The following is a 26,204-nucleotide window of genomic DNA, read 5'->3' on the forward strand; positions in this document are numbered from 1 at the left end:
ACGCCAGCGCCGTTTGTTATGCGCGAACCGAAATCGCCAGGAACTCAAGTATGTCTCGCCAGGACGCGAACGCAGCCTTTGCCCTCTCATCCTTTTTGCAGGGCACCAACGCCACCTACATCGACGAAATCTACGCCCGCTACGAGAAGGACCCGTCCTCGGTCGACGCCGAGTGGCAGGAGTTCTTCAAGAGCCTCAATGACCAGCCGGCCGACGTCCGCAAGAACGCCGAAGGCCCGTCCTGGGAGCGCGCCAACTGGCCGCAGACGCCAAAGGACGACCTGACCTCCGCGCTGGACGGCAACTGGGCCGAGGTCGAGAAGGCGGTCGGCAACAAGATCGCCGCCAAGGCGCAGGCCAAGGGCGCCGACATCTCCTCCGCCGACCTCCTCCAGGCCACGCGCGACTCTGTGCGTGCGTTGATGCTGATCCGCTCCTACCGCATGCGTGGCCACTTCCACGCCAAGCTCGATCCGCTCGGAATCGAAGCCCCGCGCAACCGCGAAGAGCTCGACCCGCGCACCTACGGCTTCAGCGAAGCCGATTTCGACCGCAAGATCTTTCTCGATCACGTGCTCGGTCTCGAATACGCCAATCTGCGCGAAATCACCGCGATCTGCGAGCGCACCTACTGCCAGACGCTCGGCGTCGAGTTCATGCACATCAGCAACGCTGCGCAGAAGGCCTGGATCCAGGAGCGCATCGAAGGGCCGGATAAGGAAATCTCCTTCACCCGCGAAGGTCGCCGCGCCATCCTGATGAAGCTCGTCGAAGCCGAAGGCTTCGAAAAGTTCTGCGATACCAAGTTCACCGGCACCAAGCGCTTCGGCCTCGACGGCGGTGAATCCCTGATCCCCGCGCTCGAGCAGATCATCAAGCGCGGCGGCAATCTCGGCGTGAAGGAAGTCGTGCTCGGCATGCCGCATCGCGGCCGCCTCAACGTGCTGACCCAGGTGATGGGCAAGGCCCATCGCGCGCTGTTCCACGAGTTCAAGGGCGGCTCGGCCAATCCCGACGCGGTCGAAGGCTCGGGCGACGTGAAGTACCACCTCGGCGCGTCCTCGGACCGCGAGTTCGACGGCAACCGCATCCATCTGTCGCTGACCGCCAACCCCTCGCATCTCGAGATCGTCGATCCCGTCGTGCTCGGCAAGGTCCGCGCCAAGCAGGACCAGCACGGCGATCCGCCGGATCAGCGCATCTCGGTGATGCCGCTCCTGATGCATGGCGACGCGGCGTTCGCGGGCCAGGGCGTAGTCGCGGAATGCTTCGGCCTGTCGGATCTGAAGGGCTACCGCACCGGCGGCTCCGTGCACTTCATCGTCAACAACCAGATCGGCTTCACCACCTATCCGCGTTACTCGCGCTCCTCGCCGTATCCGTCGGACGTGGCGAAGATGATCGACGCGCCGATCTTCCACGTGAACGGCGACGATCCGGAAGCCGTGGTGTTCGCGGCAAAGGTCGCGACCGAGTTCCGGCAGAAATTCCACAAGCCCGTCGTCATCGACATGTTCTGCTACCGCAGGCATGGCCACAACGAAGGCGACGAGCCGGCGTTCACCCAGCCGGTGATGTACAAGAAGATCGCGGCTCACCCCTCGACGCTGGAGCTGTACGCCCGCCGTCTGGTCAGCGAAGGCGTGATGACCGAGGGCGAGGTCGACAAGGCCAAGGCCGACTGGCGCGCGCGGCTCGATGCCGAGTTCGAAGCCGGCACGTCCTACAAGCCGAACAAGGCCGACTGGCTCGACGGCAAGTGGGCGGGCTTCAAGATCGCCGACCAGGAAGAGGACGCGCGTCGTGGCGTCACCGGTGTCGACATCACCGCGCTGAAGGACATCGGCCGCAAGATCACCAAGGTGCCGGACGGTTTCCGCGTCCATCGCACCATCCAGCGCTTCCTCGAGAATCGCTCGAAGGCGATCGACACCGGTGCCGGCATCGACTGGGCGACCGGTGAGGCGCTGGCGTTCTGCACGCTGCTCAACGAGAACCACCACGTGCGCCTGTCCGGCCAGGACTCGGAGCGCGGCACCTTCTCGCAGCGTCACTCGGTCCTGATCGACCAGGAGGACGAGAGCCGCTACACGCCGTTCAACCATCTCGGCCACGAGCAGGGCCATTACGAGGTCATCAACTCGCTGCTGTCGGAAGAAGCCGTGCTCGGCTTCGAATACGGCTACTCGCTCGCCGAGCCGAACACGCTGACGCTGTGGGAAGCCCAGTTCGGCGACTTCGCCAACGGCGCGCAGGTCGTGTTCGACCAGTTCATCTCCTCGGGCGAACGCAAATGGCTGCGCATGTCCGGTCTCGTCTGCCTGTTGCCGCACGGCTATGAGGGCCAGGGACCGGAGCACTCTTCGGCGCGTCTGGAGCGTTACCTGCAGATGTGCGCGGAAGACAACATGCAGGTGGTCTACCCGACCACGCCGGCGAACTACTTCCACGTGCTGCGCCGTCAGCTTCATCGCGAGATCCGCAAGCCGCTGATCCTGATGACGCCGAAGTCGCTGCTGCGTCACAAGCGCGCCGTCTCGCGTCTCGAGGAGCTCGCGAAGGGAACGACCTTCCACCGCATCCTGTATGATGACGCCCAGATGCTGCCGAACGAGGCGATCAAGCTCGTTCCGGACGAGAAGATCCGCCGCATCGTGCTGTGCTCGGGCAAGGTCTATTACGACCTCTACGAGGAGCGCGAGAAGCGCGGCATCGACGACATCTATCTGATGCGCGTCGAGCAGCTCTATCCGGTGCCGCTGAAGGCGCTGGTGGCCGAGCTGTCCCGCTTCAAGAAGGCGGAAGTAATCTGGTGCCAGGAAGAGCCGCGCAACATGGGTGCCTGGCACTTCATCGAGCCCTATCTGGAATGGGTGCTGAACCAGGTGAACGGTGTGAGCCGGCGTCCGCGTTATGTCGGCCGCGCCGCTTCCGCCGCGACCGCCACTGGTCTGATGTCCAAGCATCAGGCGCAGCTGAAGGCGTTCCTGGACGAAGCATTGAGCTGATCTTTTCGAACTGCGTCATGCCCCGCCCACAAGGCGGGGCATCCGGTAAGTCGTGACGACCTCGTGAATGCGATGCGTCCCGGCTTGCTGGATGGCTTGCTTTTCGCCGGCCGATGACACCCCCCGAATTCACGACCGCATTGGCGATCCCTTAAGGAAAAGACCATGACTGAAATTCGTGTGCCGACGCTCGGCGAATCCGTCACCGAGGCCACCATCGGCCGCTGGTTCAAGAAGGCCGGCGACGCCGTCGCCGTCGACGAGCCCTTGGTGGAGCTCGAGACCGACAAGGTCACCATCGAAGTCCCGGCGCCGTCCGCGGGCACGCTGAGCGAGATCATCGCTGCTGACGGTACGACTGTTGCAGTCGGCGCGCTGCTCGGACAGATCACCGAAGGTGCCGCCGGCGCAAAGCCCGCCGCCGCGCCCGCCAAGCCCGCTGCTGCTCCGGCTCCCGCCGCTGCTGCCCCCGCTCCGGCTCCGGCCGCGAAGGCCCCGCCGGCCGATGCGCCGCTCGCCCCGTCGGTGCGCAAGCTTTCCGCCGAGACCGGCGTCGATGCCTCGACCGTTCCGGGCTCCGGCAAGGACGGCCGCGTCACCAAGGGCGACATGCTCGCCGCGATCGAGCGTGCGGCGTCCGCGCCGACCCCGGTCAACCAGCCCGCCGCCGCCGTGCAGGTGCGCAGCGCTTCGCCGGCCGATGACGCCGCCCGCGAAGAGCGCGTCAAGATGACCCGCCTGCGCCAGACCATCGCGCGCCGCCTCAAGGACGTGCAGAACACCGCGGCCATGCTGACGACCTTCAACGAGGTCGACATGACCAACGTGATGGCGCTGCGTGCTCACTACAAGGATGCGTTCGAGAAGAAGCACGGCTCGAAGCTCGGCTTCATGGGCTTCTTCACCAAGGCCGTCGTGCAGGCGCTGAAGGACATCCCGGCGGTCAACGCCGAGATCGACGGCACCGACCTGATCTACAAGAACTACTACCACATCGGCGTCGCCGTCGGCACCGACAAGGGTCTCGTCGTGCCGGTCGTGCGCGATTGCGACAACAAGTCGATCGCCGACATCGAGAAGGGCATCGCCGATTTCGGTCGCCGCGCCCGTGACGGCCAGCTCAAGATCGACGAGATGCAGGGTGGCACCTTCACCATCACCAATGGCGGCATCTACGGCTCGCTGATGTCGACCCCGATCCTGAACGCGCCGCAGTCCGGCATCCTCGGCATGCACAAGATCCAGGATCGTCCGATGGTGGTCGGCGGCAAGATCGAGGTTCGCCCGATGATGTATCTGGCGCTGTCCTACGATCACCGCGTGATCGACGGCAAGGAAGCCGTCACCTTCCTGGTTCGCGTCAAGGAGAGCCTGGAAGATCCGGCGCGTCTGGTGCTGGACCTCTGATCGCTGATGCTCTGCGAGCGCCGTCGCTCTTTCGGGTGACGGCGCCTGTCGAACCATGGAGGCGCGCGTGACGGATAAGGTCGTTGTCATCACCGGCGGCAGCCGCGGCATTGGTCGCGCGACCGCGCTTGCGGCGGCCGCGCGCGGCTACCGCGTCGTGGTCGGCTATGCCAGCAACCAGGCGGCCGCAGACGAGGTGGTCGCGCAGATCGAAGCCGGTAACGGCAAGGCGATCGCTGTGAAATGCGATGTCGCTGAAGAAGGCGACATCATCGATCTGTTCAAGCAGGCCGACAAGTTCGGCACGTTGGCCGCGCTCGTCAACAATGGCGGCATTGTCGGCAAGAGCGGGGTGCGCGTCGACGAGATGTCGGCCGAGCGCATCCAGCGCGTGCTGGCGGTCAACGTCACCGGCTCGATCCTCTGCGCACGCGAAGCCGTGAAGCGGATGTCGACCAAGCACGGCGGCAAGGGCGGCGTCATCGTCAATCTGTCATCGGTTGCTGCCAAGCTTGGCGCGCCGAATACCTATGTCGACTACGCGGCGTCCAAGGGCGCGATCGATTCCTTCACCATCGGCCTCGGTTACGAGGTCGCGGCCGAAGGCATTCGCGTCGCGGGCATTCGCCCCGGCCTGATCGATACCGACATCCACGCCTCCGGCGGCGAGCCCGATCGGCACCACCGCCTGGCCCATATGGTGCCGATGAAGCGCGTCGGCACCGCGGACGAAATCGCCAATGCCATCGTCTGGCTGATGTCGGACGAGGCCTCTTACGTCACCTCAGCCATTCTCGATGTGTCCGGCGGACGCTGACGCGCCGGCGGACGCTGACACATCCTCATCACGCTAAACTTACGGGACTTTCTCTCATGGCTACCTACGATCTCGTCGTCATCGGCACTGGACCTGGCGGTTACGTCTGCGCGGTGCGCGCAAGCCAGCTCGGCATGAAGGTCGCCGTCGTCGAAAAGAACGCCACGCTCGGCGGCACCTGCCTCAATGTCGGCTGCATGCCGTCGAAGGCGCTGCTGCATGCCTCCGAGATGTTCGAGGAAGCCGGGCATTCCTTCGCGAAGATGGGCGTCAGCGTCTCCGCGCCGAAGCTCGATCTGCCGACGATGATGAACTTCAAGCAGCAGGGTATCGACGGCAACGTCAAGGGCGTCGAGTTCCTGATGAAGAAGAACAAGGTCGACGTGCTCAAGGGCACCGGCAAGATCCTGGGCACCGGCAAGGTCGAGGTCTCCGCCGACGGCAAGTCGCAGGTGATCGAGACCAGGAACATCGTCATCGCCACCGGCTCCGACATCGCGCGCCTCAAGGGCATCGAGATCGACGAGAAGCGCATCGTGTCGTCGACCGGCGCGCTGGCGCTGGACAAGGTCCCCGGCAAGCTGCTCATCGTCGGCGCCGGCGTGATCGGCCTCGAGCTCGGCTCGGTCTGGAAGCGTCTCGGTGCCGAAGTCGTCGTGGTCGAATTCCTCGACCGCATCCTGCCCGGCATGGACGGCGAAATTGCAAAACAATTCCAGCGCATCCTCGAGAAGCAGGGCTTTGCGTTCAAGCTCGGCGCCAAGGTCACCGCTGTCGACACCTCAGGCAAGACGCTCAAGGCGACGATCGAGCCCGCCGCCGGCGGTGCCGCCGAGACGCTGGAGGCCGACGTCGTGCTCGTCTGCATCGGCCGTGTGCCGTACACGGATGGCCTCGGTCTGAAGGAAGCCGGCGTCGCGCTCGATCCCCGCGGCCGCGTGCAAATCGATCCGCATTTCGCCACCAGCGTGAAGGGCGTCTACGCCATCGGTGACGTCGTCGCCGGCCCGATGCTCGCGCACAAGGCCGAGGATGAAGGCGTGGCCGTTGCGGAGATCATCGCAGGCCAGGCCGGCCACGTGAATTACGACGTTATCCCAGGCGTCGTGTATACCACTCCGGAAGTGTCCTCCGTCGGCAAGACCGAGGACGAGCTGAAGCAGGCGGGCGTCGCCTATACCGTCGGGAAGTTTCCCTTTACCGCCAACGGCCGCTCCAAGGTCAACCAGACCACCGATGGCTTTGTGAAGATTCTCGCAGATGCGAAGACCGATCGCGTGCTCGGCGTGCACATCATCGGCATCGAGGCCGGCGAAATGATCCATGAGGCCTGCGTTCTCATGGAGTTTGGTGGCAGTGCGGAAGATCTCGCCCGCACCTGCCACGCGCATCCGACCCGCTCGGAGGCCGTCAAGGAAGCCGCGCTTGCAGTCGGCAAGCGGGCCATCCATATGTAGGTCCGCGCCCAGGGCTAAATCGGGCGGGAAACACATGCTGCGCCGCCTTCTTCAACCGGTCTGGGTCCTGCTGGCGATCATCTTCCTGATCGAAGCCTGGCTGTGGGACCACCTCGAACCGATCGTCGCGCGGGTTGTCGCACTGATCCCGCTCGCCCGGTTCAAGGCCTGGCTGTCGGAGCGCGTCGACGCACTGTCGCCGGCGATGACGTTGATCGTCTTCGCGGTCCCGATCATTCCGCTGTTTCCGCTCAAGCTGGTCGGCCTGTGGCTGCTCACGCATGAATACTGGACCAGCGCGGTGTTCACGATCCTGTTCGCCAAGATGCTCGGCGTCGGCGTCACCGCCTTCGTGTTCGACGTCACGCGCGACAAGCTTCTGGAGATGCACTGGTTCGAGCGGCTCTACGAGCTGGTGCTGAAAGTGCGCGCCAAGGCGACCGAGCTGGTCGAGCCGATCAAGCGGCGCATCCGCGAGCTGATCAAGGGCAACGGCGAAGGCTGGTCCTCGCGCACGCTCCGTCTGATCCAGCGCTTCCGCAAGAGCGTGCACGAGGCGCGCTAGCTCTCCTGTGTCGTCCCGGCGAACGCCGGGACCCATAACCACAGGGAAGAATTTGGCGAAGACTCGTCGTTCGGTACCTCTACCGTCTGCAATCGATAGATCACGCGGTATGGGTCCCGGCGTTCGCCGGGACGACGGCGGACTGCAACCCTACCCGTGCAGATGCAACAGATGCGGCGCCCATGCGCCGAGCACGGTCATGCCAAGGCCAGCGAGCGTCAGCAGGCCGGCGATCCAGGCGAGCGGCAGCATGCCGGTGATGATGGTGGCCGATGCCAGCACGATGCCGATCTGGAAGGCAGCCGACGCCAGCTCGAAGTGGTGATATTTCGCGGTCGCCTCGTCGCGCTGATGCTCGGCTTCCTTGGCCTTCTCGGCGAGCTGCTCGGTGCCTTCGCCGGTCTCGGGCTCGGAGCGGTAGCGCGCCGCGGTCTTCTGCCAGTCGTCGATCTGCTTCTGCACCGCGGCCTTCATGGCGTCGTCGGTGGCGGCGCCCAGCGTCAGCTTGCCCTGGTCGGCGGCGGTCTGGACCACGGTGCGGCGGATGCTCTTGGCCTGGAAGAAGGCCCAGAGATTGGAGGCCTCGACATTCTTGCTGATGGACTCGGTTTGCGCGCCCTTGCCGAGTGTTTCCGAGATCGCCAGGAACAGCGCCAGCACCGCGATCAGCAGGGCGATCTTCTTGTTCTCGCCGGATGCGTGCTCGGCATGCTCGGCGTGCTCCATGCTTTCGTGTGCGCTCATGAGTCCCCTCCTGTGTCGGTCCGGTAACGATTGACCGAACCGCGCGGCCTGCGCAAGAGGCATGGAGGCGATGACAGCTTGATGTCAGGGTTCAGCGTCTTGGATGCGCGCTCGCATAGACTTCCAGCAATCGTTCAGAATCGATGCCGGTATAGATCTGCGTGGTCGAGAGCGAGGAATGGCCGAGCAATTCCTGGATCGCGCGCAAGTCGCCGCCGCGCGAGAGCAGGTGCGTGGCGAAGGAGTGCCGGAGCGCATGCGGCGTGGCGCTGTCGGGTAGCCCGAGCGCGCCGCGCAGCCGCTCCATCGCGAGCTGGATGATGCGCGGGCTCAGCGGTCCGCCGCGTGCGCCGACGAAGATCGGTCCGTCCTGCGGCAGCGCATGCGGGCACATCGATACATATTCCTGCACCAGCGCCAGCACGTTCTGCAGCACCGGCACCATGCGCGTCTTGTTGCCCTTGCCGGTGACGACGAGCACGTCGCCTTCGCCCGGCTTCGGCACCTCGCGGCGCTTCAGGCCGAGCGCTTCGGAGATGCGCAGGCCCGATCCATAGAGCAGCGCCATCACCGCGGCGTCGCGCACCAGAATCCAGGTCTCGCGATCCTCGCCGGCGCGCTCGTCGGCGTCGGCCAGGCGTTTGGCCGATGCCATCGGCAGCGGCTTCGGCAGGGTTTTTGCGACTTTCGGCGCGCGGATGGCGGAGAGCGCGCCGACCTTGCCCTTGCCCTCGCGTTCGAGGAAGCGGCCGAAGGAACGCAGGCCCGCGAGCGCGCGCATCAGTGAACGGCCGGCAATATCGTCGGCACGACGCATCGCCATGAAGGCACGGACGTCGGTCGCTTCCAGCGACGAAAACCGTTCAAGCGTCACGCGCTCGCCCCAATGGCTGCACAGGAAATCCAGGCACTGCCTGAGATCGCGGCCATAGGCCTCCAGCGTCTTCGGCGACAGCCGCCGCTCGGCGCCGAGATGCGCCAGCCAGCGCGTCATCTCCTGCGCGATCGAGGGATCGGCGCTGGCGAGCTCGATAAGGGGGGCGGCTGCTTTGCTCATGCGCTCTGGACGGAATGATTCCGCACAGTATATCGCATCACACCAGTTTACTGTTCGCTAAGGCGGCTCCACGGCGCTAGCCTCACTGCCCCCGGGGTTCCGATTCTCCCTCCATGGATCATTCGTCGCGCAGCCCAACCGCCCCCGCCAACGCGACCCGCATGGTCGACGTGCTGGTGCCGGTCGCGCTCGACCAGACCTATTCCTACAAGGTGCCGCGCGGCATGGAGCTGAAGGCCGGCGATCTCGTCGGCGTGCCGCTGGGCGCCCGCGAGGTGCTCGCCGTGGTCTGGGCGGAAAACGCCAATCCCGATCCGCGCCTGCACAACCGCCTCAAGGAGGTCAACGAGAAGCTCGATCTTCCGCCGCTCAAACCCGAGCTGCGCGCGGTCGTCGACTGGGTCGCCAATTACACGCTCAGCCCGCGCGGCATGGTGCTGCGCATGTGCCTGCGGATGGGCGAGAATCTCGGCCCCGAGCGCGTGCGCGCCGGCGTGCGCCTGGTTGGCGATCTCCCGCGGCGGCTGACGCCGGCGCGCCAGCGCGTGCTCGAGGTGCTGTCGGACCGGCTGCTGCACGGCAAATCCGAGGCCGCCAGGGAAGCCGGCGTGTCGGCCGGCGTGATCGACGGCCTGGTCGACGAAGGCACGCTCACGGTCGAGCCGATGCCGCCGCCGCCTCCGCCGCCGCCGCCCGATCCGGAGTTCGGCCGGCCGGATTTTTCGCCGCTGCAGCGTGCCGGCGTCGATGCGATGCGCGCGCTCGCGGCCAACGGCACCTTTCACGTCGCGCTGCTCGACGGCGTCACCGGCTCGGGCAAGACCGAGGTCTATTTCGAGGCGATCGCGGAATCGATTCGTCGCGGCAGGCAGACGCTGATCCTGATGCCGGAGATCGCGCTCACCGGCCAGTTCCTCGACCGTTTCGCGCAACGCTTTGGCGTGCGGCCGATCGAGTGGCACTCCGAGCTGACGCCGCGCACCCGCGCCCGCAATTGGGCGGCGATCTCGGAAGGCACCGCCCCTGTCGTGGTCGGCGCCCGCTCGGCGCTGTTTCTGCCTTACGCCAATCTCGGTCTGATCGTGGTCGATGAGGAGCACGACCAGGCCTACAAGCAGGACGAGGGCGTGCATTACCACGCCCGCGACATGGCGGTGGTGCGCGCGCATATCGCAAAGATCCCGATCGTGCTGGCTTCCGCCACGCCGTCGGTCGAATCCGAGGTGAATGCGCGCAAGAACCGCTATCAGCGCGTCGCGCTGCCGTCGCGCTTCGGCGGCCAGCACATGCCGCATATCGAGGCGATCGACATGCGTCGCGAGCCGCCGGCGCGCGGCCGCTTCATCTCGCCGCGGCTGGCGTCCGAGATCAAAAAAGCGGTCGAGAAGCGCGAGCAGGCGCTGCTGTTCCTCAATCGCCGCGGCTATGCGCCGCTGACGCTCTGCCGCGGTTGCGGCCATCGCTTCGCCTGCACCATCTGCGATGCCTGGCTGGTCGATCACCGTTTTCGCCAGCGCCTGGTCTGTCACCATTGCGGCTTCTCGATGCCGCGTCCGCACGCCTGCCCGCATTGCGCGGCGGAGGAATCGCTGGTCGCGGTCGGCCCCGGCGTCGAGCGCCTGCAGGAGGAAGCGGCCGCGCTGTTTCCGGATGCGCGCACCATGGTGCTGTCGAGCGATCTCATCACCTCGATCGAGACGATGCGCAGCGAGCTTGCCGAGATCGCGGAGGGCCGTGTCGACATCATCATCGGCACGCAGCTCGTCGCCAAGGGCCACAATTTTCCGCGGCTCAATCTGGTCGGCGTGGTCGATGCGGATCTCGGTCTGTCCAACGGCGATCCGCGTGCGGCGGAGCGCACCTGGCAGCTGCTGAACCAGGTGATCGGGCGTGCGGGGCGCGAACAGGGCCGCGGCGTCGGCTATCTCCAGACCCATCAGCCCGATCATCCCGTGATGAAGGCGCTGATTGCCTGCGACCGCGAGGCCTTCTACGACAGCGAGATCGATCTGCGCGAGCGCACGCTCTATCCGCCGTTCGGCCGGCTCGCGAGCCTGATCATCTCGGCGGGCGATCGTCCGAGCGCGGAAGGCCTGGGCCGCCGCCTCGTTGCGCTCGCGCCGCGCGACGAGCGCGTGGTGGTGCTCGGCCCCGCCGAAGCCCCGCTCGCCGTCATCAAGGGCCGCTACCGCTTCCGCATCCTGGTGAAGGCGGCGCGGGGGTTCGATCTGTCGGATTATTTGCGGAACTGGCTCGCGGTATGTCCGAAGCCGAAGGGCAATCAGAAGCTCGAGGTGGACGTCGATCCACAGAGCTTTTTGTAAGGGCTGCGAGCCTTCGTAGGGTGGGCAAAGCGAAGCGTGCCCACGAATTCTTTCCATCGCGAGAAATCGTGGGCACGGCGCTCCGCGCCTTTGCCCACCCTACGGCAGCCGTCGCGGTGCAGCCGCGCTACGACGAGACAAACAAAAAGCCCGCCGTCCCCCAAGACGGCGGGCTTATTTCGCGCAGCTAAACTGCGCCTTACGAGATCACTTCCGCGGTGACGCGGCCGACGCCGGCGCCGGTGAGGCCGATGGCGCGGGCAGCGCCCGTGGAGAGGTCGAGCACGCGGCCGCGCACGAACGGGCCACGGTCATTGATGGTGACGATGACGCTCGAGCCGCCATGGGTGACGCGCAGCTTGGTGCCGAACGGCAGCGAACGGTGCGCCGCGGTCATGGCGTTCTGGTTGAAGCGCGCGCCCGACGCCGTGCGGCTGCCGGACTCGTTGCCGTAATAGGAGGCCATGCCCGAGAAGCTGCGGCCCGTGCCCGACGTCGGCGTCATCGACGCATTGGCGTTGCGCCAATCGGAGGTCGCGTTGGAATCGTTCTCGGCGTGGTGGCGGTGATGATGCGCAGAATAGCGGTGGTGATGCCGGGATTTGGCGGAAGCTTCGGTTGCGGTTCCCCCCACGAGGAGAGTCGCGGCGACGAAAGCGATCGCCGTACGCGGCCGGGTCAAAGACAGCATTTATTGGTCCCTACACTAGTATTGCCACATGTGTGGCTAATGGAGCCCCCATCAGTTTGTGAGCGGTTTGGCGTTTCGATTCTCAATGAGGCGTGAATTGGGCAGTAAACCCGTTCGGCGGCATGCTGAAATATCTTGTGATCTGAATCGATATTCAGCCGAAGTTCCGTAATCTTTCACTTTAATGATTTGTTAACGGATCGATTACTCACGAATACTGTAAAACGAAGTTGTTATGCTTTGCGTTTAGAATTAGGTAAGTATTCCGAGGTCGAGGCCCGGGCGGCTTCGGTCACGCCTCAGCGATCCGTGTTCATGGCCGCTATGCGCTGGAGGCAGGAACCAACGGGCCGGTTGCCGACGTAACGGTCGTGGCAATTCCGTGGCATGGCAGGTTCAGGGTAGCTTCATCGCAGCCGGCAATGGATGATCGCAGTGTGCGACGAACTGGCGAGAAACACCCAAGCCTTTAGGTTGCCGTCATGTTGCACGTGCGCGCCTGCTATGTTAGCAAAGCCGCGATTTTAACGGACCCGGCACGTCCTGTGTCGGCCGAGAATCAAAGTCCCGCTTGAATTCCAAGGGCTTGGATCGCTAGGCGCCGCGTTGTGGCGACGGTTTTTCCCTTGCGAATTTGACAGCTAAAAGAGCGCGTCTGTGGCTGCAGAAGATACGTCCGTTTCAGGTGTGTCCGGCCGTTATGCAACGGCCTTGTTTGAACTGGCCCGCGACCAGAAGGTGGTCGACGAGGTCAAAGCCGATCTCGACAAGTTCGAGGGTCTGCTGAACGAAAGCGCTGATCTCAAGCGCCTCGTCCGCAGTCCGGTTTTCGCGGCTGACGCCCAGTCCAAGGCCCTCTCGGCCGTCCTGGACAAGGCCGGCATTGCCGGCATCTCCGCCAATTTCCTGAAAGTGCTGACCGCCAACCGCCGCCTGTTCGCGGTGGCTGACGTCATCCGCGCCTACCGCGCCCTCGTCGCCAAGTTCAAGGGCGAGGCGACCGCGGACGTCACGGTTGCGGAAGCGCTTTCGGACAAGAATCTCGACGCCCTCAAGGTTGCCCTGAAGTCGGTGACCGGCAAGGACGTCGCGCTCAACGTGAAGATCGATCCCTCGATCATCGGTGGCCTCGTCGTGAAGCTTGGCAGCCGCATGATCGATAGTTCGCTTCGCACCAAACTCAATTCGATCAAGCACGCGATGAAAGAGGCAGGCTGATGGACATCCGCGCCGCGGAAATTTCCGCGATCCTCAAGGACCAGATCAAGAATTTCGGCCAGGAAGCTGAAGTCTCCGAAGTCGGACAGGTGCTGTCCGTCGGCGACGGCATCGCCCGCGTCTATGGTCTGGACAACGTCCAGGCCGGTGAAATGGTCGAGTTCGAGAACGGCACCCGCGGCATGGCGCTGAACCTCGAAACCGACAACGTCGGTGTCGTTATTTTCGGTGCCGACCGCGAGATCAAGGAAGGCCAGACCGTCAAGCGCACCCGCGCCATCGTGGACGCGCCGGTCGGCAAGGGCCTGCTCGGCCGCGTTGTCGACGGTCTCGGCAACCCGATCGACGGCAAGGGCCCGATCCAGGCCGACAAGCGTATGCGCGTCGACGTCAAGGCGCCCGGCATCATTCCGCGCAAGTCGGTGAACGAGCCGATGGCGACCGGCCTCAAGGCGATCGACGCCCTGATCCCGATCGGCCGTGGCCAGCGCGAGCTGATCATCGGCGACCGTCAGACCGGCAAGACCGCGATCGCGCTCGACACCATCCTGAACCAGAAGCCGCTCAACGCGCAGCCCGACGAGAACATCAAGCTGTACTGCGTCTACGTCGCAGTCGGTCAGAAGCGTTCGACGGTTGCCCAGTTCGTGAAGGTGCTGGAAGAGCAGGGCGCGCTCGAATACTCGATCGTCGTTGCCGCCACCGCGTCGGATCCGGCGCCGATGCAGTACATCGCGCCCTTCACCGGCTGCACCATGGGCGAGTACTTCCGCGACAACGGCATGCACGCCGTCATCATCTATGACGATCTGTCGAAGCAGGCCGTCGCCTATCGCCAGATGTCGCTGCTGCTGCGCCGCCCGCCGGGCCGCGAAGCTTATCCCGGCGACGTGTTCTATCTGCACTCCCGCCTGCTCGAGCGCGCGGCGAAGCTGAACAAGGACCAGGGCTCGGGCTCACTGACGGCGCTGCCGGTCATCGAAACCCAGGCCAACGACGTGTCGGCCTACATTCCGACCAACGTCATCTCGATCACCGACGGTCAGATCTTCCTGGAAACCGACCTGTTCTTCCAGGGCATCCGTCCCGCGGTGAACGTCGGTCTGTCGGTGTCGCGCGTCGGTTCGTCGGCGCAGACCAAGGCCACCAAGAAGGTCGCCGGCAAGATCAAGGGCGAGCTCGCGCAGTACCGCGAAATGGCGGCGTTCGCGCAGTTCGGCTCCGACCTCGACGCCTCGACCCAGCGCCTGCTGAACCGCGGTTCGCGCCTCACCGAGCTCCTGAAGCAGCCGCAGTTCTCGCCGCTGAAGATGGAAGAGCAGGTCTGCGTGATCTGGGCCGGCACCAACGGCTATCTCGATCCGCTCCCGGTCAACAAGGTGCGTGCGTTCGAGGACGGTCTGCTCTCGCTGCTGCGCGGCAAGAACACCGACATCCTCAACTCGATCCGCGACAGCCGCGACCTCTCGGACGACGTGGCTGCCAAGCTGAAGTCGGTGGTCGAAGGCTTCGCCAAGAGCTTCGCTTAAGCAGAGCCTCATGGCCGGATCTTCCGGCCATGATCGCTTCGCGAGAGGCAAAACAATATCAAGCGTGCCCGGCGCCCGGCCGGGCATTGCGATAGGGACAGGCTAGCGGTCCGACGCATCAGTCGAACCGCCGGGGTGAACGAAGAATGGCGTCACTTAAAGACATGCGCGTGCGCATCGCCTCCACCAAGGCGACGCAAAAGATCACCAAGGCCATGCAGATGGTCGCGGCCTCGAAGCTGCGCCGTGCGCAGACCGCCGCGGAAGCTGCACGTCCCTATGCCGACAAGATGAGCGCGGTGATCTCCAACATCGCGAGCGCGGCCGCGGGTTCGCCCGGCGCGCCGACGCTGCTGGCCGGCACCGGCCGCGACCAGGTTCACCTGCTGCTGGTCTGCACCGGCGAGCGTGGCCTGTCCGGCGCTTTCAACTCGTCGATCGTGCGTCTCGCCCGCGAGCGCGCGCTGGCCCTGATGAACCAGGGCAAGGAAGTGAAGTTCTTCTGCGTCGGCCGCAAGGGTTACGAGCAGCTTCGCCGCCAGTTCGACAAGCAGATCGTCGAGCATCTCGATTTGCGCAGCGTGCGCCAGATCGGCTTCGTCAACGCCGAGGACATCGCCAAGAAGATCCTGGCGCGTTTCGACAACGGCGAGTTCGACGTCTGCACGCTGTTCTACTCGCGCTTCCGCTCGGTGATCGCGCAGATCCCGACCGCCCAGCAGATCATCCCGCTGGTCGTCGAGGAGGGCGGTGCCGCCAACACGACGTCCTACGAATACGAGCCGGAAGAGGACGAGATTCTCACCCGTCTTCTGCCGCGCAACCTCGCGGTCCAGATCTTCCGCGCGCTGCTCGAGAACAACGCCTCGTTCTACGGCGCTCAGATGAGCGCGATGGACAATGCGACGCGCAACGCCGGCGAAATGATCCGCAAGCAGACGCTGGTCTACAACCGCACGCGTCAGGCGCAGATCACCAAGGAACTGATCGAAATCATCTCGGGCGCCGAAGCCGTCTAGCGAAGACGCATCGGTACCCGTCAAACTCAACATCCCGGTCAACCAGCCGACCGTGGTCTACAAATTCGGATCGAAGGAGACATTCAATGGCAGCCCAGCTCGGTCGCGTCACCCAGGTCATCGGCGCCGTCGTCGACGTGCAGTTCGAAGGCCACCTGCCGGCCATTCTCAACGCGCTCGAGACCAAGAACGGCGGCAACCGCCTGGTGCTCGAAGTCGCCCAGCATCTCGGTGAGTCCACCGTCCGCACCATCTCGATGGACACCACCGAAGGTCTGGTCCGCGGCCAGGAAGTCAGCGACACCGGTTCGCCGATCCGCGTTCCCGTCGGTGAAGGCACGCTCGGCCGCATCATCAACGTCATCGGCGAGCCGATCGACGAAGCCGGTCCGGTCAAGTCGGAAGGCCTGCGCGCGATCCACCAGGAAGCGCCGACCTACACCGACCAGTCGACCGAAGCTGAAATTCTCGTCACCGGCATCAAGGTCGTCGACCTTCTTGCTCCGTATGCGAAGGGTGGCAAGATCGGCCTGTTCGGCGGCGCCGGCGTCGGCAAGACCGTGCTGATTCAGGAGCTGATCAACAACGTCGCGAAGGCGCACGGCGGTTACTCCGTGTTCGCCGGCGTCGGCGAGCGTACCCGCGAGGGCAACGACCTCTATCACGAGTTCATCGAGTCCAAGGTCAACGCCGATCCACACAATCCGGATCCGAGCGTGAAGTCGAAGTGCGCGCTGGTGTTCGGCCAGATGAACGAGCCCCCGGGCGCCCGCGCCCGCGTCGCGCTCACCGGTCTGACCATCGCGGAAGACTTCCGCGACAAGGGCCAGGACGTGCTGTTCTTCGTCGACAACATCTTCCGCTTCACCCAGGCCGGCTCGGAAGTGTCGGCGCTGCTCGGTCGTATTCCTTCGGCCGTGGGTTATCAGCCGACGCTCGCCACCGACATGGGCGCGCTGCAGGAGCGCATCACCACCACGCAGAAGGGCTCGATCACCTCGGTGCAGGCCATCTACGTTCCGGCCGACGACTTGACCGACCCGGCGCCCGCGACCTCGTTCGCGCACTTGGACGCGACCACCACGCTGTCGCGCTCGATCGCTGAAAAGGGCATCTATCCGGCGGTGGACCCGCTCGACTCGACCTCGCGCATGCTCTCCCCGCTGGTCGTCGGCGAGGAGCACTACGCGGTCGCCCGTCAGGTCCAGCAGGTGCTGCAGCGCTACAAGGCGCTCCAGGACATCATCGCCATTCTCGGCATGGACGAGCTTTCGGAAGAGGACAAGCTGACCGTGGCCCGCGCCCGCAAGGTCGAGCGCTTCATGTCGCAGCCGTTCCACGTCGCCGAAATCTTCACGGGTTCGCCGGGCAAGTTCGTCGACCTCGCCGACACCATCAAGGGCTTCAAGGGCCTGGTGGAAGGCAAGTACGACCACCTGCCGGAAGCCGCCTTCTACATGGTCGGCACCATCGAAGAGGCGGTCGAGAAGGGCAAGAAGCTGGCGGCGGAAGCTGCCTAAGCTGGCGAAGTGCGAATAGGGAGCGGTGAGGAGCCGCTTCCTGTTTCAATCGCCCGCTATTCGCTACTCACGTTTCGCAAGGCATCTCAATGGCCACCTTCCACTTCGATCTCGTCTCTCCGGAAAAGCTCGCGTTCTCGGGCGAAGTCGACCAGGTCGACATTCCCGGCGTCGAGGGTGACTTCGGCGTGCTGGCAGGTCATGCGCCGGTCGTGGCTGCCATCCGCCCCGGCATCCTCACCGTGACCACCGCTGGCAAGCACGAGAAGATCATCGTGCTCGGCGGCCTTGCCGAAGTCTCGGAGAAGGGCCTCACCGTGCTCGCCGACGTCGCGACCTCGCTGGACGAGCTCGACCGCGCCCAGTTCGCCGAGACCATCTCGGAGATGGAAGAAGGGCTGAAGGAGCACGAAGGTAACGAGCTCGATCAGGCCCTCGAGCGGCTCGATCACTACAAGAGCATCCAGCAGCAGCTCAGCTCGACGGCCATGCACTAAGCCCCGGAGCGCGGCTTCGGGGCTCACGCGAAATTCCTGAATAAGTTCAGCGCTCGTCACGGTTGTGGCGGGCGCTGAACTTTGTTGCACCGCGCCGGAGATAACGGCATTCTGCGCTCGCGGATTTTGTTCCAGGGCATTTGCAGATGAAACGCAAGATCGCAGCGATCTTTGCAGCCGATATTGCCGGCTATTCGAGGTTGGTCGCGGAAGACGAGGAAGAGACGCTGCGGCGTCTGGCGTCCTACCGCGAAGTCATCGACGATTTCATCGCAAAAGCGAACGGTCGCATCTTCAACACCGCAGGTGATGCCGTGCTCGCGGAATTCCCGAGCGCGGTCGACGCGGTGCGCTGCGCGATCGACATTCAGGAGAGCTTGCGGACCCGTAACATGGCCTATCCGCCGAGCCGGCAGATGTCGTTCCGCATCGGCATCACCATCGGCGACGTGGTCGAGCGCGACGGCGATCTGCTCGGCGACGGCGTCAACATCGCGGCCCGGCTCGAGGGGTTGGCGGAGGTCGGCGGCATCTGCGTCTCGCGTGCCGTGCACGAGCAGGTCGCCAACAAGCTGTCGGTGCAGTTCGCCGACATCGGCGCGCAGGAGGTGAAGAACATCCCGACGCCGGTGCACGCCTACATGGTGGCGATGCGGCGCGAGGACGGGACTTACACGACGCCGCAGGTGAAGAAGGTCGCCAAGGCTGCACCCGCGCCGAACTGGATGTGGCCGCTGGTCGTCGGCGTGGTCTCGGTCGTCGCCATCGGCGTCGGCGGCTTCCTCTATTTCACCAAGCTCGAGACCGCCCAGTTGTCATCGACTGCGGCTGCGCCGTTGCCCAGCCCCGTCGCTGCGCCATCCCCGAGTCCCACGCCGACGATGGCCGCGAAGGCGCCGACGCCGTCGCCCGTGCCGACGGCGACACCGACACAAACGGCAGCCGTGACACCGCCACCGGCACCGATGCCGTCACCGCCGGCCGCGTCGGGCGGCAAGATTGCCGTGGACGCTGTGCCGTTCCTCGGCGAGCGCCAGCGTGCCTTCCTCAGCAACGAATATGCCGCCGCCGGCGATTACAAGGCCTTCGCCCTGAACATCGGCGGCTTCAACGGCTCCGCGCTCAATCAGCCGAACGAGGAGGCCGCGCGCAACATGGCGCTCGATCAGTGCCAGAAGCGCGCGGATGCCGCGCAATCGCCGCGGCGCTGCGAGCTCTATGCGGTCGGCAACAAGGTCGTCTACAGCCATGGCAATCCGCCGATGCCGCCGCAGCCCTGGGTGCGGCACGACACCATGACCGAGCGCCCGTTCGCATCGAAGGACTTTCCGATGCTGCGTGATCAGGCCAGGACTCGCGTCGAGAACATCTATGCGCCGGCGGCAAAATCGCGCTCGGTCGCGCTCGGACCGGGCGGGCAATATTTCATGGTGCTGGGGGCGTCGTCGGTCGACGAGACCGCGCGGCGTTCACTGGAGTCCTGCGGCGCGATCGCGGGCTCGGCTTGCATGATCGTGGCGGTCGACGACAATTTCGTTGTGCCGATCCCGACCCTGCTGAAGCCGAACGGCTTCTTCCACGCCGCGACCAATTCCTCCATCGTGGCCGATGCGCGGGACGAGGTGGTGCGCAAGCTCGGCGAGGGCATGGGCTGGAACGCGGTCGCCGTCGGCACCGCGGGCCGTCCCGGCCTCGGCCTGAAGGCCGCCGACGAGCAGACCGCCGTCAACGGCGCACTGGCCGACTGCGTCAAGCACGACAGCGACTGCCACGTCATCGCCATCGGCCCGTTCACGGTCGGTCCGACGAACTAGTGCTTCCGGTGCTTGGCCCGACTGAGCGCCCCGACGGCGGTGCGTTCCCTCCCCCCTTGCGGGGGAGGGCTAGGGAGAGGGGTGGCCCAGCAAAGACTCCCGATGATCAATGCACATAAGCGATGCCGGCCCGACAGAATCCCTGTGTGGCACCCCTCTCCCTGCCCCTCCCCCGCAAGGGGGGAGGGAATGAGAGAGTGGTGCGTCCCTCACACGCGCACGCGCAAACTTCCGGCAATAATTCGCTCATGATTTCAACCCCCGTTCTACTGTGCATGGGGTTGATTTCGTCTACTTACCCGGCGAAGGCCGCAAACTCTCGCGCCACCGCGCGATAGACCTCGCGGCGGAACGGCACCACGATGTCGGCGACGCGGTCGAGCCGCTCCCAGCGCCACGCGTCGAACTCCGCGGGCTGGCCGTTGCGCGGCGTCAGCGGATCGATCTCATCGTCCTTGCCGGTGAAGCGCAGCGCGAACCATTTTTGGCGCTGGCCGCGAAACTTGGCCAGCCGATGCGTCTGCGGGCCGTCATAGGGCGGGAATTCGTAAGTGAGCCAGTCGGTCTCGCCGAGATAATCGGCGCTGACGACGCTGGTCTCCTCCCAGAGCTCGCGCATGGCGGCATCGCGCAACACCTCGCCCTCATCGACGCCGCCCTGCGGCATCTGCCAGTCGAGTCCGGGCAGGATGATCTCGGGGCCGTCGCCCTTGAAGCGGTGCCCGATCAGCACGCGGCCGTCGGCATTGAACAGCGCGATCCCGACATTGGGACGGTAGGGTTTTTCGTTCGTCACGCGGAAGCTCTCGTTGTCAGCCCAGCCGGTGCCTTAGCATCAAAGCCGGGATGACAATTTGATTTAGTCATCGGCGAGCGCGGAAAATTCCTTCACCACGCGCTCGTAGACCGGGCGCTTGAACGGGATGATCAACCCGGGAAGGTTTTTCATCGGCTCCCAGCGCCAGCTGACGAACTCGGCCTTGTGGCCGCCGCCGCCGGGCTTCTCGACATTGATCTCGCTGTCCTTGCCGGTGAAGCGGACCGCGAACCATCTCTGGCGCTGGCCGCGGTAGCGGCCCTTCCAGGCGCGCCCGGCCACCGTGCGCGGGATGTCGTAGATCAGCCAGTCCGGCACCTCGCCGAGCCGCTCGATCGAGCGCACGCTGGTCTCTTCGTAGAGCTCGCGCTTGGCGGCATCCCAATTGTCCTCGCCGGGATCGACTCCGCCCTGCGGCATCTGCCAGACGTGGCTGTCGTCGACATGCTCGATCCCGCCGGCACGACGGCCGATGAACACCAGCCCCTTCGCATTGATCAGCATCACCCCGACGCAGGTTCGGTAGGGCAGATCCTCGTAACGCGCCATTCCGCCAAACCCCTCGCGTACTGCCGGCTGGGCCGTGGGGGCCCGCGCCGTACCAATTCGTTGATTTAGCTGGATTTTGATTTCAGCATCGCGGTTGTCAATGGCACCAATAGGATACCCCGGTCGCTCAATGTCTTGATCCAGGCGCTGACCCGTTCGATCGAGACGGGGAGCGCAGAGGCGGTGCCGACGGCAACGCCGCGTTCCCTCGCCACCGATTCCAGCTTGTTGAGGGCGCGGTCGATCTCGGTCGGGGTCGGCACCGCGTCGAGCGCGATGTCGCCCTTGCCGAACGGCACGGCGAGGCTTCCTGCGGCCTGCGGCGCGATGCTGCGTGGCGAGGAGCCGTCGTCGAAGAAGCCGAGCCCGCGCTTGGACGCCTCGCGGATGATCGGCTGCATCGCCGCATCCGTCGCCACGAAGCGCGCGCCCATGAAATTGGTGATGCCGGCATAGCCCTGGATCCGGCTCAGGTGCCAGTACAGGCGGTCGGTGTTCTGGTCGGCGGTGAGCGAGGTCAGGAGCGTCTGCGGACCGGGATCATTGTCGGGGAAGTCGTAGGGCTCCATCGGGATCTGCAGGAAGATCTCGTGGCGCTGGGCGCGGGCGCGCTCGGCGAGCTTGCCGGGGTCGGCGCCGTAGGGCGTGAAGGCCAGCGTCACCGCGCCCGGCAGCTTCATGATCGCATCGGTGGTCTTGGCGGCGCCGACGCCGAGGCCGCCGATCACGATCGCCACCACGGGCATTTTCGCGGCCTTGGCGCGGTCGGCCTCCGCTGCGTAGACGTTGAACGGCTTGAGATCGCCCGAGATCGCGGGGATCATGCCGTAGCGGGATTTCTCCAGCAGTTTTGGATCGATCCCGGCCATGACGGCGGGTGCTGCGGACGCCGCCTCGCCTTTATCGGCGCCGTCGCCTGCGCCGATCACCACGTCGTGGCGAGCGCCGGTCGAGCCGTCGATCATGGTGACGGTCTTTTGCTCGCCGGAAGCCGCTTCCTTCGGCGCTTCCTTGGTCGCGTGCTTGCTGTCCTGACCATGACCGGCCGCAACTGCCTCGGCGGCGGGCTTCTCGTCAGTGCCCTTGGAATCGCGGATCGCGATCCGCGTCATCGGCTCGCCGCCAAGCGGGTCCTTGTTGAAGATGGCGAAGCCGGCAAAGGCGACCAGGAACAGGCCGAGCATCACGGCCAGCGCCTGCATGGCCGTGAACGGCAGCCGCAGCCGCTGTTTCCGGCGCGGCTTGTCCTGTCCGAGCGGGGCGCTCAGATCATCGGCCGTTTCAGTCATGCGAGATCCCGAATCACTCCACCGACGATACCACGCCGAGGTCAAGCGGCGGCAGGCCGGGATAGGCCGGGGATGCCAGGAGTCCCAACATGAGCTCCCAAGCAAAAAGGGCGGCTCCGGGAGCCGCCCTTTTCCGTAGATGACTGTGCTTGCGACTTAGTTCGCGGCCTTGGGCTTGTCGGCGGCCGCCTTGTCGGTGGTGCCGGGCGCGGGCGCCGCGGAGGCGCTGTTCTTGATGCCGTGGAGCAGATCGTCGGCGAGCTTGAGCGCCTTGTCGTCCTTGGCATCCGGCGGGACGTAGGACTGCGAGCCGGTCTTCTCGTCGCCGTCGTTCTTGAGATGGCCGCGCAGCGAAGCCTCGCCCTTGGTGTCGGTCCGCGACTTCAGCTCGTCCGGCACGTCCTGCAGCACTTCGATGTCGGGCACGATGCCCTTGGCCTGGATCGACTTGCCCGACGGCGTGTAGTAGCGCGCCGTGGTGAGGCGCAGCGCGCCGTTGCCCGAGCCGAGCGGGATGATGGTCTGCACCGAGCCCTTGCCGAACGAGCGCGTGCCGACGATGGTCGCACGCTTGTGGTCCTGCAGCGCGCCGGCGACGATTTCCGACGCCGAGGCCGAGCCGCCGTTGACCAGCACGATGACCGGCTTGCCCTTGGTGAGATCGCCCGCATGCGCGGTGCGGCGCTGGGTTTCCTCGGCGTTGCGGCCGCGGGTCGACACGATCTCGCCCTTCTCCAGGAACGAGTCGGAGACGGTGACGGCCTCCTCGAGCAGGCCGCCCGGATTGTTGCGGAGGTCGATGATGTAGCCCTTGAGCTTGTCGCCGATCTGGGTCGAGAGGTTGGCGACCTCCTTCTTCAGGCCTTCGGTGGTCTGCTCGTTGAAGGTGGTGATGCGGATATAGGCGATGTCGTCGGCCTCGACGCGCGCGCGCACCGAACGGACGCGGATGTTGTCGCGCACCAGCGTGACGTCGATCGGATTGTCCTGGCCCTTGCGGATGATCTTGAGCTTGATCTTGGTGTTGACGGGGCCGCGCATCTTCTCGACCGCCTGGTTCAGGGTCAGGCCCTGCACCGCTTCATCGTCGAGATTGGTGATGATGTCGTTGGCCATGACGCCGGCGCGCGAGGCGGGCGTATCGTCGATCGGAGAGACCACCTTGATCAGGCCGTCTTCCATGGTGACCTCGATGCCGAGGCCGCCGAACTCGCCGCGGGTCTGCACCTGCATGTCGCGGAAGCTCTTGGCGTCCATGTAGCTCGAATGCGGGTCGAGGCCGGTGAGCATGCCGCTGATGGCGGATTCGATCAGCTTGGTGTCGTCGGGCTTCTCGACATAGTCGGAGCGCACGCGCTCGAACACGTCGCCGAACAGGTTGAGCTGGCGATAGGTGTCAGCGGTCGCGGCTCGCGCGCTGGAGCCCATGAACACCGCACGCGGCTGGGTCACGAACAGCGTCAGCGCCGCACCGGTCGCAGCGCTGAGGAGGATAACTGAAGTCTTGCGCATCATCCGCGAACCTTCTCGCCTTCATTTGCGGCCCACCATGGGCCTGGATCGATTGGAGTGCCGTCTTTGCGGAACTCGACATACAACACAGGTTGACTCGCGTTGGTGGCGAGAATGGAGGCGACTTGAGAGGTCGACCCCATGGTCGCGACCGGCTCCCCCGTGAGCACAAACTGTCCGATGTTTACCGAAATGCGCTCCATCCCGGCGATCAGGACATGATACCCGCCCCCGGCGTTGAGGATCAAGAGTTGTCCATAGCTGCGGAACGGGCCGGCATAGACCACCCAGCCGTCGCACGGCGTTGTGACCTGCGAACCGGGCTTGGTTGCCAGCGAAATGCCCTTCTGGACCCCGCCGACCCCGTCGGAACCGCCAAAGTCCCTGATCTTGTTACCGTTAACCGGCAGCGGCAGGAGCCCCTTGGCCGAGGCGAACAGGATGGCCGGGCTGGTCCGGGAACGGTCCTTGAACACGGCTGGGCCGGGTTTGGCGTTGGCGGCCGCGGCTGCCTTGGCCTCGGCCTGCTTTGCGACCTCGGCCGCCTTCTCGGCCGCCTTGGCCGCGCTCTGCAGGTCCTGCTCCATTTTGGCGATCAGCCCCTGGAGATCACCGACCTGCTTTGACAGCGTGATGGCGCGCGAATTCTCGGCGTCGAGGTCCTTTTCGCGCGAGGACTGCTGGCGCTGCCGTTCGTCGACGAGCGCGGTGAGCCGGGTCTGTTCGCTGCGGACCTTGTCGCGATCGGAGGCGAGTTGGTCGCGCTCGGCGGCGATGTTCTTGCGCAAGCTCACGAGCTCGCCGAGCTCACCGGCAATCTTCTCGGCGCGGCCGCGCAATTCCGGCACGACGGCGCCAAGCAGCATCGCGGTGCGCAGCGATTGCAGCGCATCTTCGGGCCGCACCAGCAGCGCCGGCGGGGTGCGCCGGCCGGCACGCTGCAGCGCCGCCAGCACCTCGACGATGTCGGCGCGGCGCGAATCGAGCGAGGCGCGCGCCTGCTGCTCGCGGCCGTTGAGTGTGCGCAGCCGCGTCTCGGCCTCGTCGATCTTGGTCTCGACGGTGCGGACGTTGGCGGCGGTGTCGATCAATTGCTGATTGAGCTGGGTGCGGTCCTGGCCGAGCGAGGTGATCTCGGCCTTCAGCTTGGCCTGCGCCTCCTCCGCGCTCTTCTTGCTTGCGCGCGCGGCTTCCAGCTCCTGCTCGCGCTGCTTGATGGCGTCGGGCGAGATGGCTGCGGTCTGTGGCGCCGGTGCCGCCGACTGGGCTTGCGCGAGGCTTTCTTCGGCGAAGAGGCTTGCGCCGGCGCAGCTCGCAATCAGCAGCAAATTGAGGATCGGCGCTCGCATCTGTTGGACAGGATTCTTGGGCAAAGTGCTCGTTGTGGCGCGAATCACGCGCGATGGTAGGGGTGGCCGGCCAGAATGGTGGCGGCCCGATACAGCTGTTCCAGAAGCATGACGCGGACCATTTGGTGCGGCCAGGTCGCAGAGCCGAACGCGATCGCGAGCTTGGCCTTACGGCGCAATTCGGGCGAAAGTCCGTCCGCCCCTCCGATCACGAAGATAGTATGACCGGCGCCCTCGTCGCGCCAGCGTCCGAGATTCCGTGCGAATACGGTGGAATCGAGGTTTTGCCCGCGCTCGTCCATCGCCACCAGAATCGATTTTTCGGGAATATGCGCGGCGATCGCCGCGGCCTCCTCGGCCATCCGTGTGGCAGTGTCGCGCGCGCGGCTCTCGGGGATTTCGTGGATGGTGAGTTCGCGGAATCCGAGCTTGCGGCCGGCCTCGTCGAACCGCTCGAAATACCGGTCGGCAAGCTCCCGTTCCGGCCCTTGCTTCAGCCGGCCCACTGCAATGACGGCAACACGCATGAGATCTTAGGGTCGCGTTTCCAGACCGCGCGCAATCCGCGCGCGCACGACGCTAGCATGCGCGTCGGCCGATTCGAAATCGGCCAGTCGCCTCTCGGACCGCGCCTAGATCGCCTTCGCCGCCCCTGGGCCCTGCGTGTACAATCTCTCGAGATTGTAGAACTCGCGGACCTCGGGTCTGAACACGTGCACGATCACATCGCCGGAATCGATCAGCACCCAGTCGCAGTTGGGCAAGCCCTCGACATGGATATTCTTGATGCCGGTTTCCTTGAGGCCTTTCGCGACGTTCTCCGCGATCGCGCCAACGTGCCGGTTCACACGGCCCGTGGTGACGATCATGTAGTCGGAGTATGCCGATTTGCCGCGAAGGTCGATGGTGACCGTCTCTTCCGCCTTCATATCCTCGAGGCGGGAGAGGATCAGGCTCAGCGTCTTGTCGGCGTCGGGTTGCGCCTTCAAGGCCGCAGCTTTGGTCGATGTTTTACGCGTCG

Annotated in this window: 22 protein-coding genes; 12 read left to right on the forward strand and 10 right to left on the reverse strand. The window is 65.2% G+C overall.

Annotation, left to right across the window (positions count from 1 at the left end):
* The first annotated feature begins 50 nt into the window (after positions 1 to 50).
* The 5 genes from QA645_RS02305 to QA645_RS02325 all read left to right on the forward strand — a co-directional run bounded on the left by QA645_RS02305 (position 51) and on the right by QA645_RS02325 (position 7,254).
* Complete coding sequence (locus tag QA645_RS02305) at positions 51 to 3,008, forward strand: 2-oxoglutarate dehydrogenase E1 component (RefSeq protein ID WP_283047911.1); 2,958 nt, start codon at positions 51 to 53, stop codon at positions 3,006 to 3,008.
* A 165-nt stretch (positions 3,009 to 3,173) separates the two neighbouring features.
* Positions 3,174 to 4,415 (forward strand): 2-oxoglutarate dehydrogenase complex dihydrolipoyllysine-residue succinyltransferase, encoded by a 1,242-nt coding sequence (gene odhB / locus QA645_RS02310; protein ID WP_254127663.1) that lies wholly within the window; start codon positions 3,174 to 3,176, stop codon positions 4,413 to 4,415.
* Between the two features lie 55 nt (positions 4,416 to 4,470).
* Positions 4,471 to 5,232, forward strand: coding sequence for an SDR family oxidoreductase (locus QA645_RS02315; protein WP_283047913.1), 762 nt, complete (start codon positions 4,471 to 4,473; stop codon positions 5,230 to 5,232).
* A 56-nt stretch (positions 5,233 to 5,288) separates the two neighbouring features.
* Entirely contained in the window at positions 5,289 to 6,689 is a 1,401-nt protein-coding gene (lpdA, locus tag QA645_RS02320; protein WP_283047915.1) for a dihydrolipoyl dehydrogenase, read from the forward strand.
* A 34-nt stretch (positions 6,690 to 6,723) separates the two neighbouring features.
* On the forward strand, positions 6,724 to 7,254 hold the full coding sequence (locus tag QA645_RS02325; protein ID WP_254127666.1) for a hypothetical protein: 531 nt from the start codon (positions 6,724 to 6,726) through the stop codon (positions 7,252 to 7,254).
* A gap of 150 nt (positions 7,255 to 7,404) precedes the next feature.
* Here QA645_RS02325 and QA645_RS02330 read toward each other — a convergent pair whose 3' ends face one another.
* Together QA645_RS02330 and QA645_RS02335 are read right to left on the reverse strand one after the other, a co-directional pair.
* Positions 7,405 to 7,998 (reverse strand): DUF4337 domain-containing protein, encoded by a 594-nt coding sequence (locus tag QA645_RS02330; protein WP_254127667.1) that lies wholly within the window; start codon positions 7,996 to 7,998, stop codon positions 7,405 to 7,407.
* Between the two features lie 91 nt (positions 7,999 to 8,089).
* Positions 8,090 to 9,055 (reverse strand): tyrosine recombinase XerC, encoded by a 966-nt coding sequence (locus QA645_RS02335; protein WP_283047918.1) that lies wholly within the window; start codon positions 9,053 to 9,055, stop codon positions 8,090 to 8,092.
* A gap of 113 nt (positions 9,056 to 9,168) precedes the next feature.
* Between QA645_RS02335 and QA645_RS02340 the strand changes: the two genes are divergently transcribed.
* The gene (locus QA645_RS02340; protein ID WP_283047919.1) at positions 9,169 to 11,379 is read left to right on the forward strand and encodes a primosomal protein N'; all 2,211 of its coding nucleotides are present in this window, start codon (positions 9,169 to 9,171) and stop codon (positions 11,377 to 11,379) included.
* 199 nt (positions 11,380 to 11,578) lie between these two features.
* On the opposite strand, the gene QA645_RS02345 is transcribed toward QA645_RS02340, so the two are convergent.
* Positions 11,579 to 12,070 (reverse strand): septal ring lytic transglycosylase RlpA family protein, encoded by a 492-nt coding sequence (locus tag QA645_RS02345; RefSeq protein WP_254127670.1) that lies wholly within the window; start codon positions 12,068 to 12,070, stop codon positions 11,579 to 11,581.
* Between the two features lie 657 nt (positions 12,071 to 12,727).
* Between QA645_RS02345 and QA645_RS02350 the strand changes: the two genes are divergently transcribed.
* The 6 genes from QA645_RS02350 to QA645_RS02375 all read left to right on the forward strand — a co-directional run bounded on the left by QA645_RS02350 (position 12,728) and on the right by QA645_RS02375 (position 19,667).
* Positions 12,728 to 13,288 carry a F0F1 ATP synthase subunit delta gene (locus QA645_RS02350; protein WP_254127671.1) on the forward strand — a complete coding sequence of 187 codons (561 nt, stop codon included), beginning with the start codon at positions 12,728 to 12,730 and terminating at the stop codon, positions 13,286 to 13,288.
* The gene (atpA, locus tag QA645_RS02355; RefSeq protein WP_254127672.1) at positions 13,288 to 14,817 is read left to right on the forward strand and encodes a F0F1 ATP synthase subunit alpha; all 1,530 of its coding nucleotides are present in this window, start codon (positions 13,288 to 13,290) and stop codon (positions 14,815 to 14,817) included. The genes QA645_RS02350 and atpA overlap by 1 nt, the downstream gene beginning before the upstream one ends.
* 146 nt (positions 14,818 to 14,963) lie before the next feature.
* The gene (locus QA645_RS02360) at positions 14,964 to 15,836 is read left to right on the forward strand and encodes a F0F1 ATP synthase subunit gamma (protein ID WP_254191317.1); all 873 of its coding nucleotides are present in this window, start codon (positions 14,964 to 14,966) and stop codon (positions 15,834 to 15,836) included.
* An 86-nt stretch (positions 15,837 to 15,922) separates the two neighbouring features.
* Entirely contained in the window at positions 15,923 to 17,356 is a 1,434-nt protein-coding gene (gene atpD / locus QA645_RS02365; RefSeq protein WP_254127674.1) for a F0F1 ATP synthase subunit beta, read from the forward strand.
* A gap of 89 nt (positions 17,357 to 17,445) precedes the next feature.
* A complete protein-coding gene (locus QA645_RS02370) occupies positions 17,446 to 17,853 on the forward strand; it encodes a F0F1 ATP synthase subunit epsilon (protein ID WP_254191319.1) in 408 nt (135 codons plus the stop codon).
* A gap of 146 nt (positions 17,854 to 17,999) precedes the next feature.
* A complete protein-coding gene (locus tag QA645_RS02375) occupies positions 18,000 to 19,667 on the forward strand; it encodes an adenylate/guanylate cyclase domain-containing protein (protein WP_283047920.1) in 1,668 nt (555 codons plus the stop codon).
* A gap of 295 nt (positions 19,668 to 19,962) precedes the next feature.
* On the opposite strand, the gene QA645_RS02380 is transcribed toward QA645_RS02375, so the two are convergent.
* The 7 genes from QA645_RS02380 to rsfS all read right to left on the reverse strand — a co-directional run bounded on the left by QA645_RS02380 (position 19,963) and on the right by rsfS (position 26,172).
* Positions 19,963 to 20,463, reverse strand: a complete 501-nt coding sequence (locus QA645_RS02380; RefSeq protein WP_283047921.1) for an RNA pyrophosphohydrolase — start codon at positions 20,461 to 20,463, stop codon at positions 19,963 to 19,965.
* Positions 20,464 to 20,526: 63 nt separating this feature from the next.
* On the reverse strand, positions 20,527 to 21,033 hold the full coding sequence (locus QA645_RS02385) for an RNA pyrophosphohydrolase (protein ID WP_283047922.1): 507 nt from the start codon (positions 21,031 to 21,033) through the stop codon (positions 20,527 to 20,529).
* Between the two features lie 65 nt (positions 21,034 to 21,098).
* Positions 21,099 to 22,322: a divergent polysaccharide deacetylase family protein gene (locus QA645_RS02390; protein ID WP_254127679.1), complete on the reverse strand. Its 1,224-nt coding sequence runs from the start codon at positions 22,320 to 22,322 to the stop codon at positions 21,099 to 21,101.
* Positions 22,323 to 22,478: 156 nt separating this feature from the next.
* A complete protein-coding gene (locus tag QA645_RS02395) occupies positions 22,479 to 23,837 on the reverse strand; it encodes a S41 family peptidase (RefSeq protein WP_254127680.1) in 1,359 nt (452 codons plus the stop codon).
* On the reverse strand, positions 23,834 to 25,183 hold the full coding sequence (locus tag QA645_RS02400; RefSeq protein WP_283047923.1) for a peptidoglycan DD-metalloendopeptidase family protein: 1,350 nt from the start codon (positions 25,181 to 25,183) through the stop codon (positions 23,834 to 23,836). Before QA645_RS02400 ends, QA645_RS02395 begins: the two co-directional genes overlap by 4 nt.
* 44 nt (positions 25,184 to 25,227) lie before the next feature.
* Entirely contained in the window at positions 25,228 to 25,710 is a 483-nt protein-coding gene (gene rlmH, locus QA645_RS02405) for a 23S rRNA (pseudouridine(1915)-N(3))-methyltransferase RlmH (protein WP_254191324.1), read from the reverse strand.
* A 105-nt stretch (positions 25,711 to 25,815) separates the two neighbouring features.
* Positions 25,816 to 26,172 (reverse strand): ribosome silencing factor, encoded by a 357-nt coding sequence (gene rsfS, locus QA645_RS02410; protein ID WP_254127683.1) that lies wholly within the window; start codon positions 26,170 to 26,172, stop codon positions 25,816 to 25,818.
* Positions 26,173 to 26,204 lie beyond the last annotated feature (32 nt).

The sequence above is a fragment of the Bradyrhizobium sp. CIAT3101 genome (genome assembly GCF_029714945.1).
Taxonomy (GTDB): domain Bacteria; phylum Pseudomonadota; class Alphaproteobacteria; order Rhizobiales; family Xanthobacteraceae; genus Bradyrhizobium.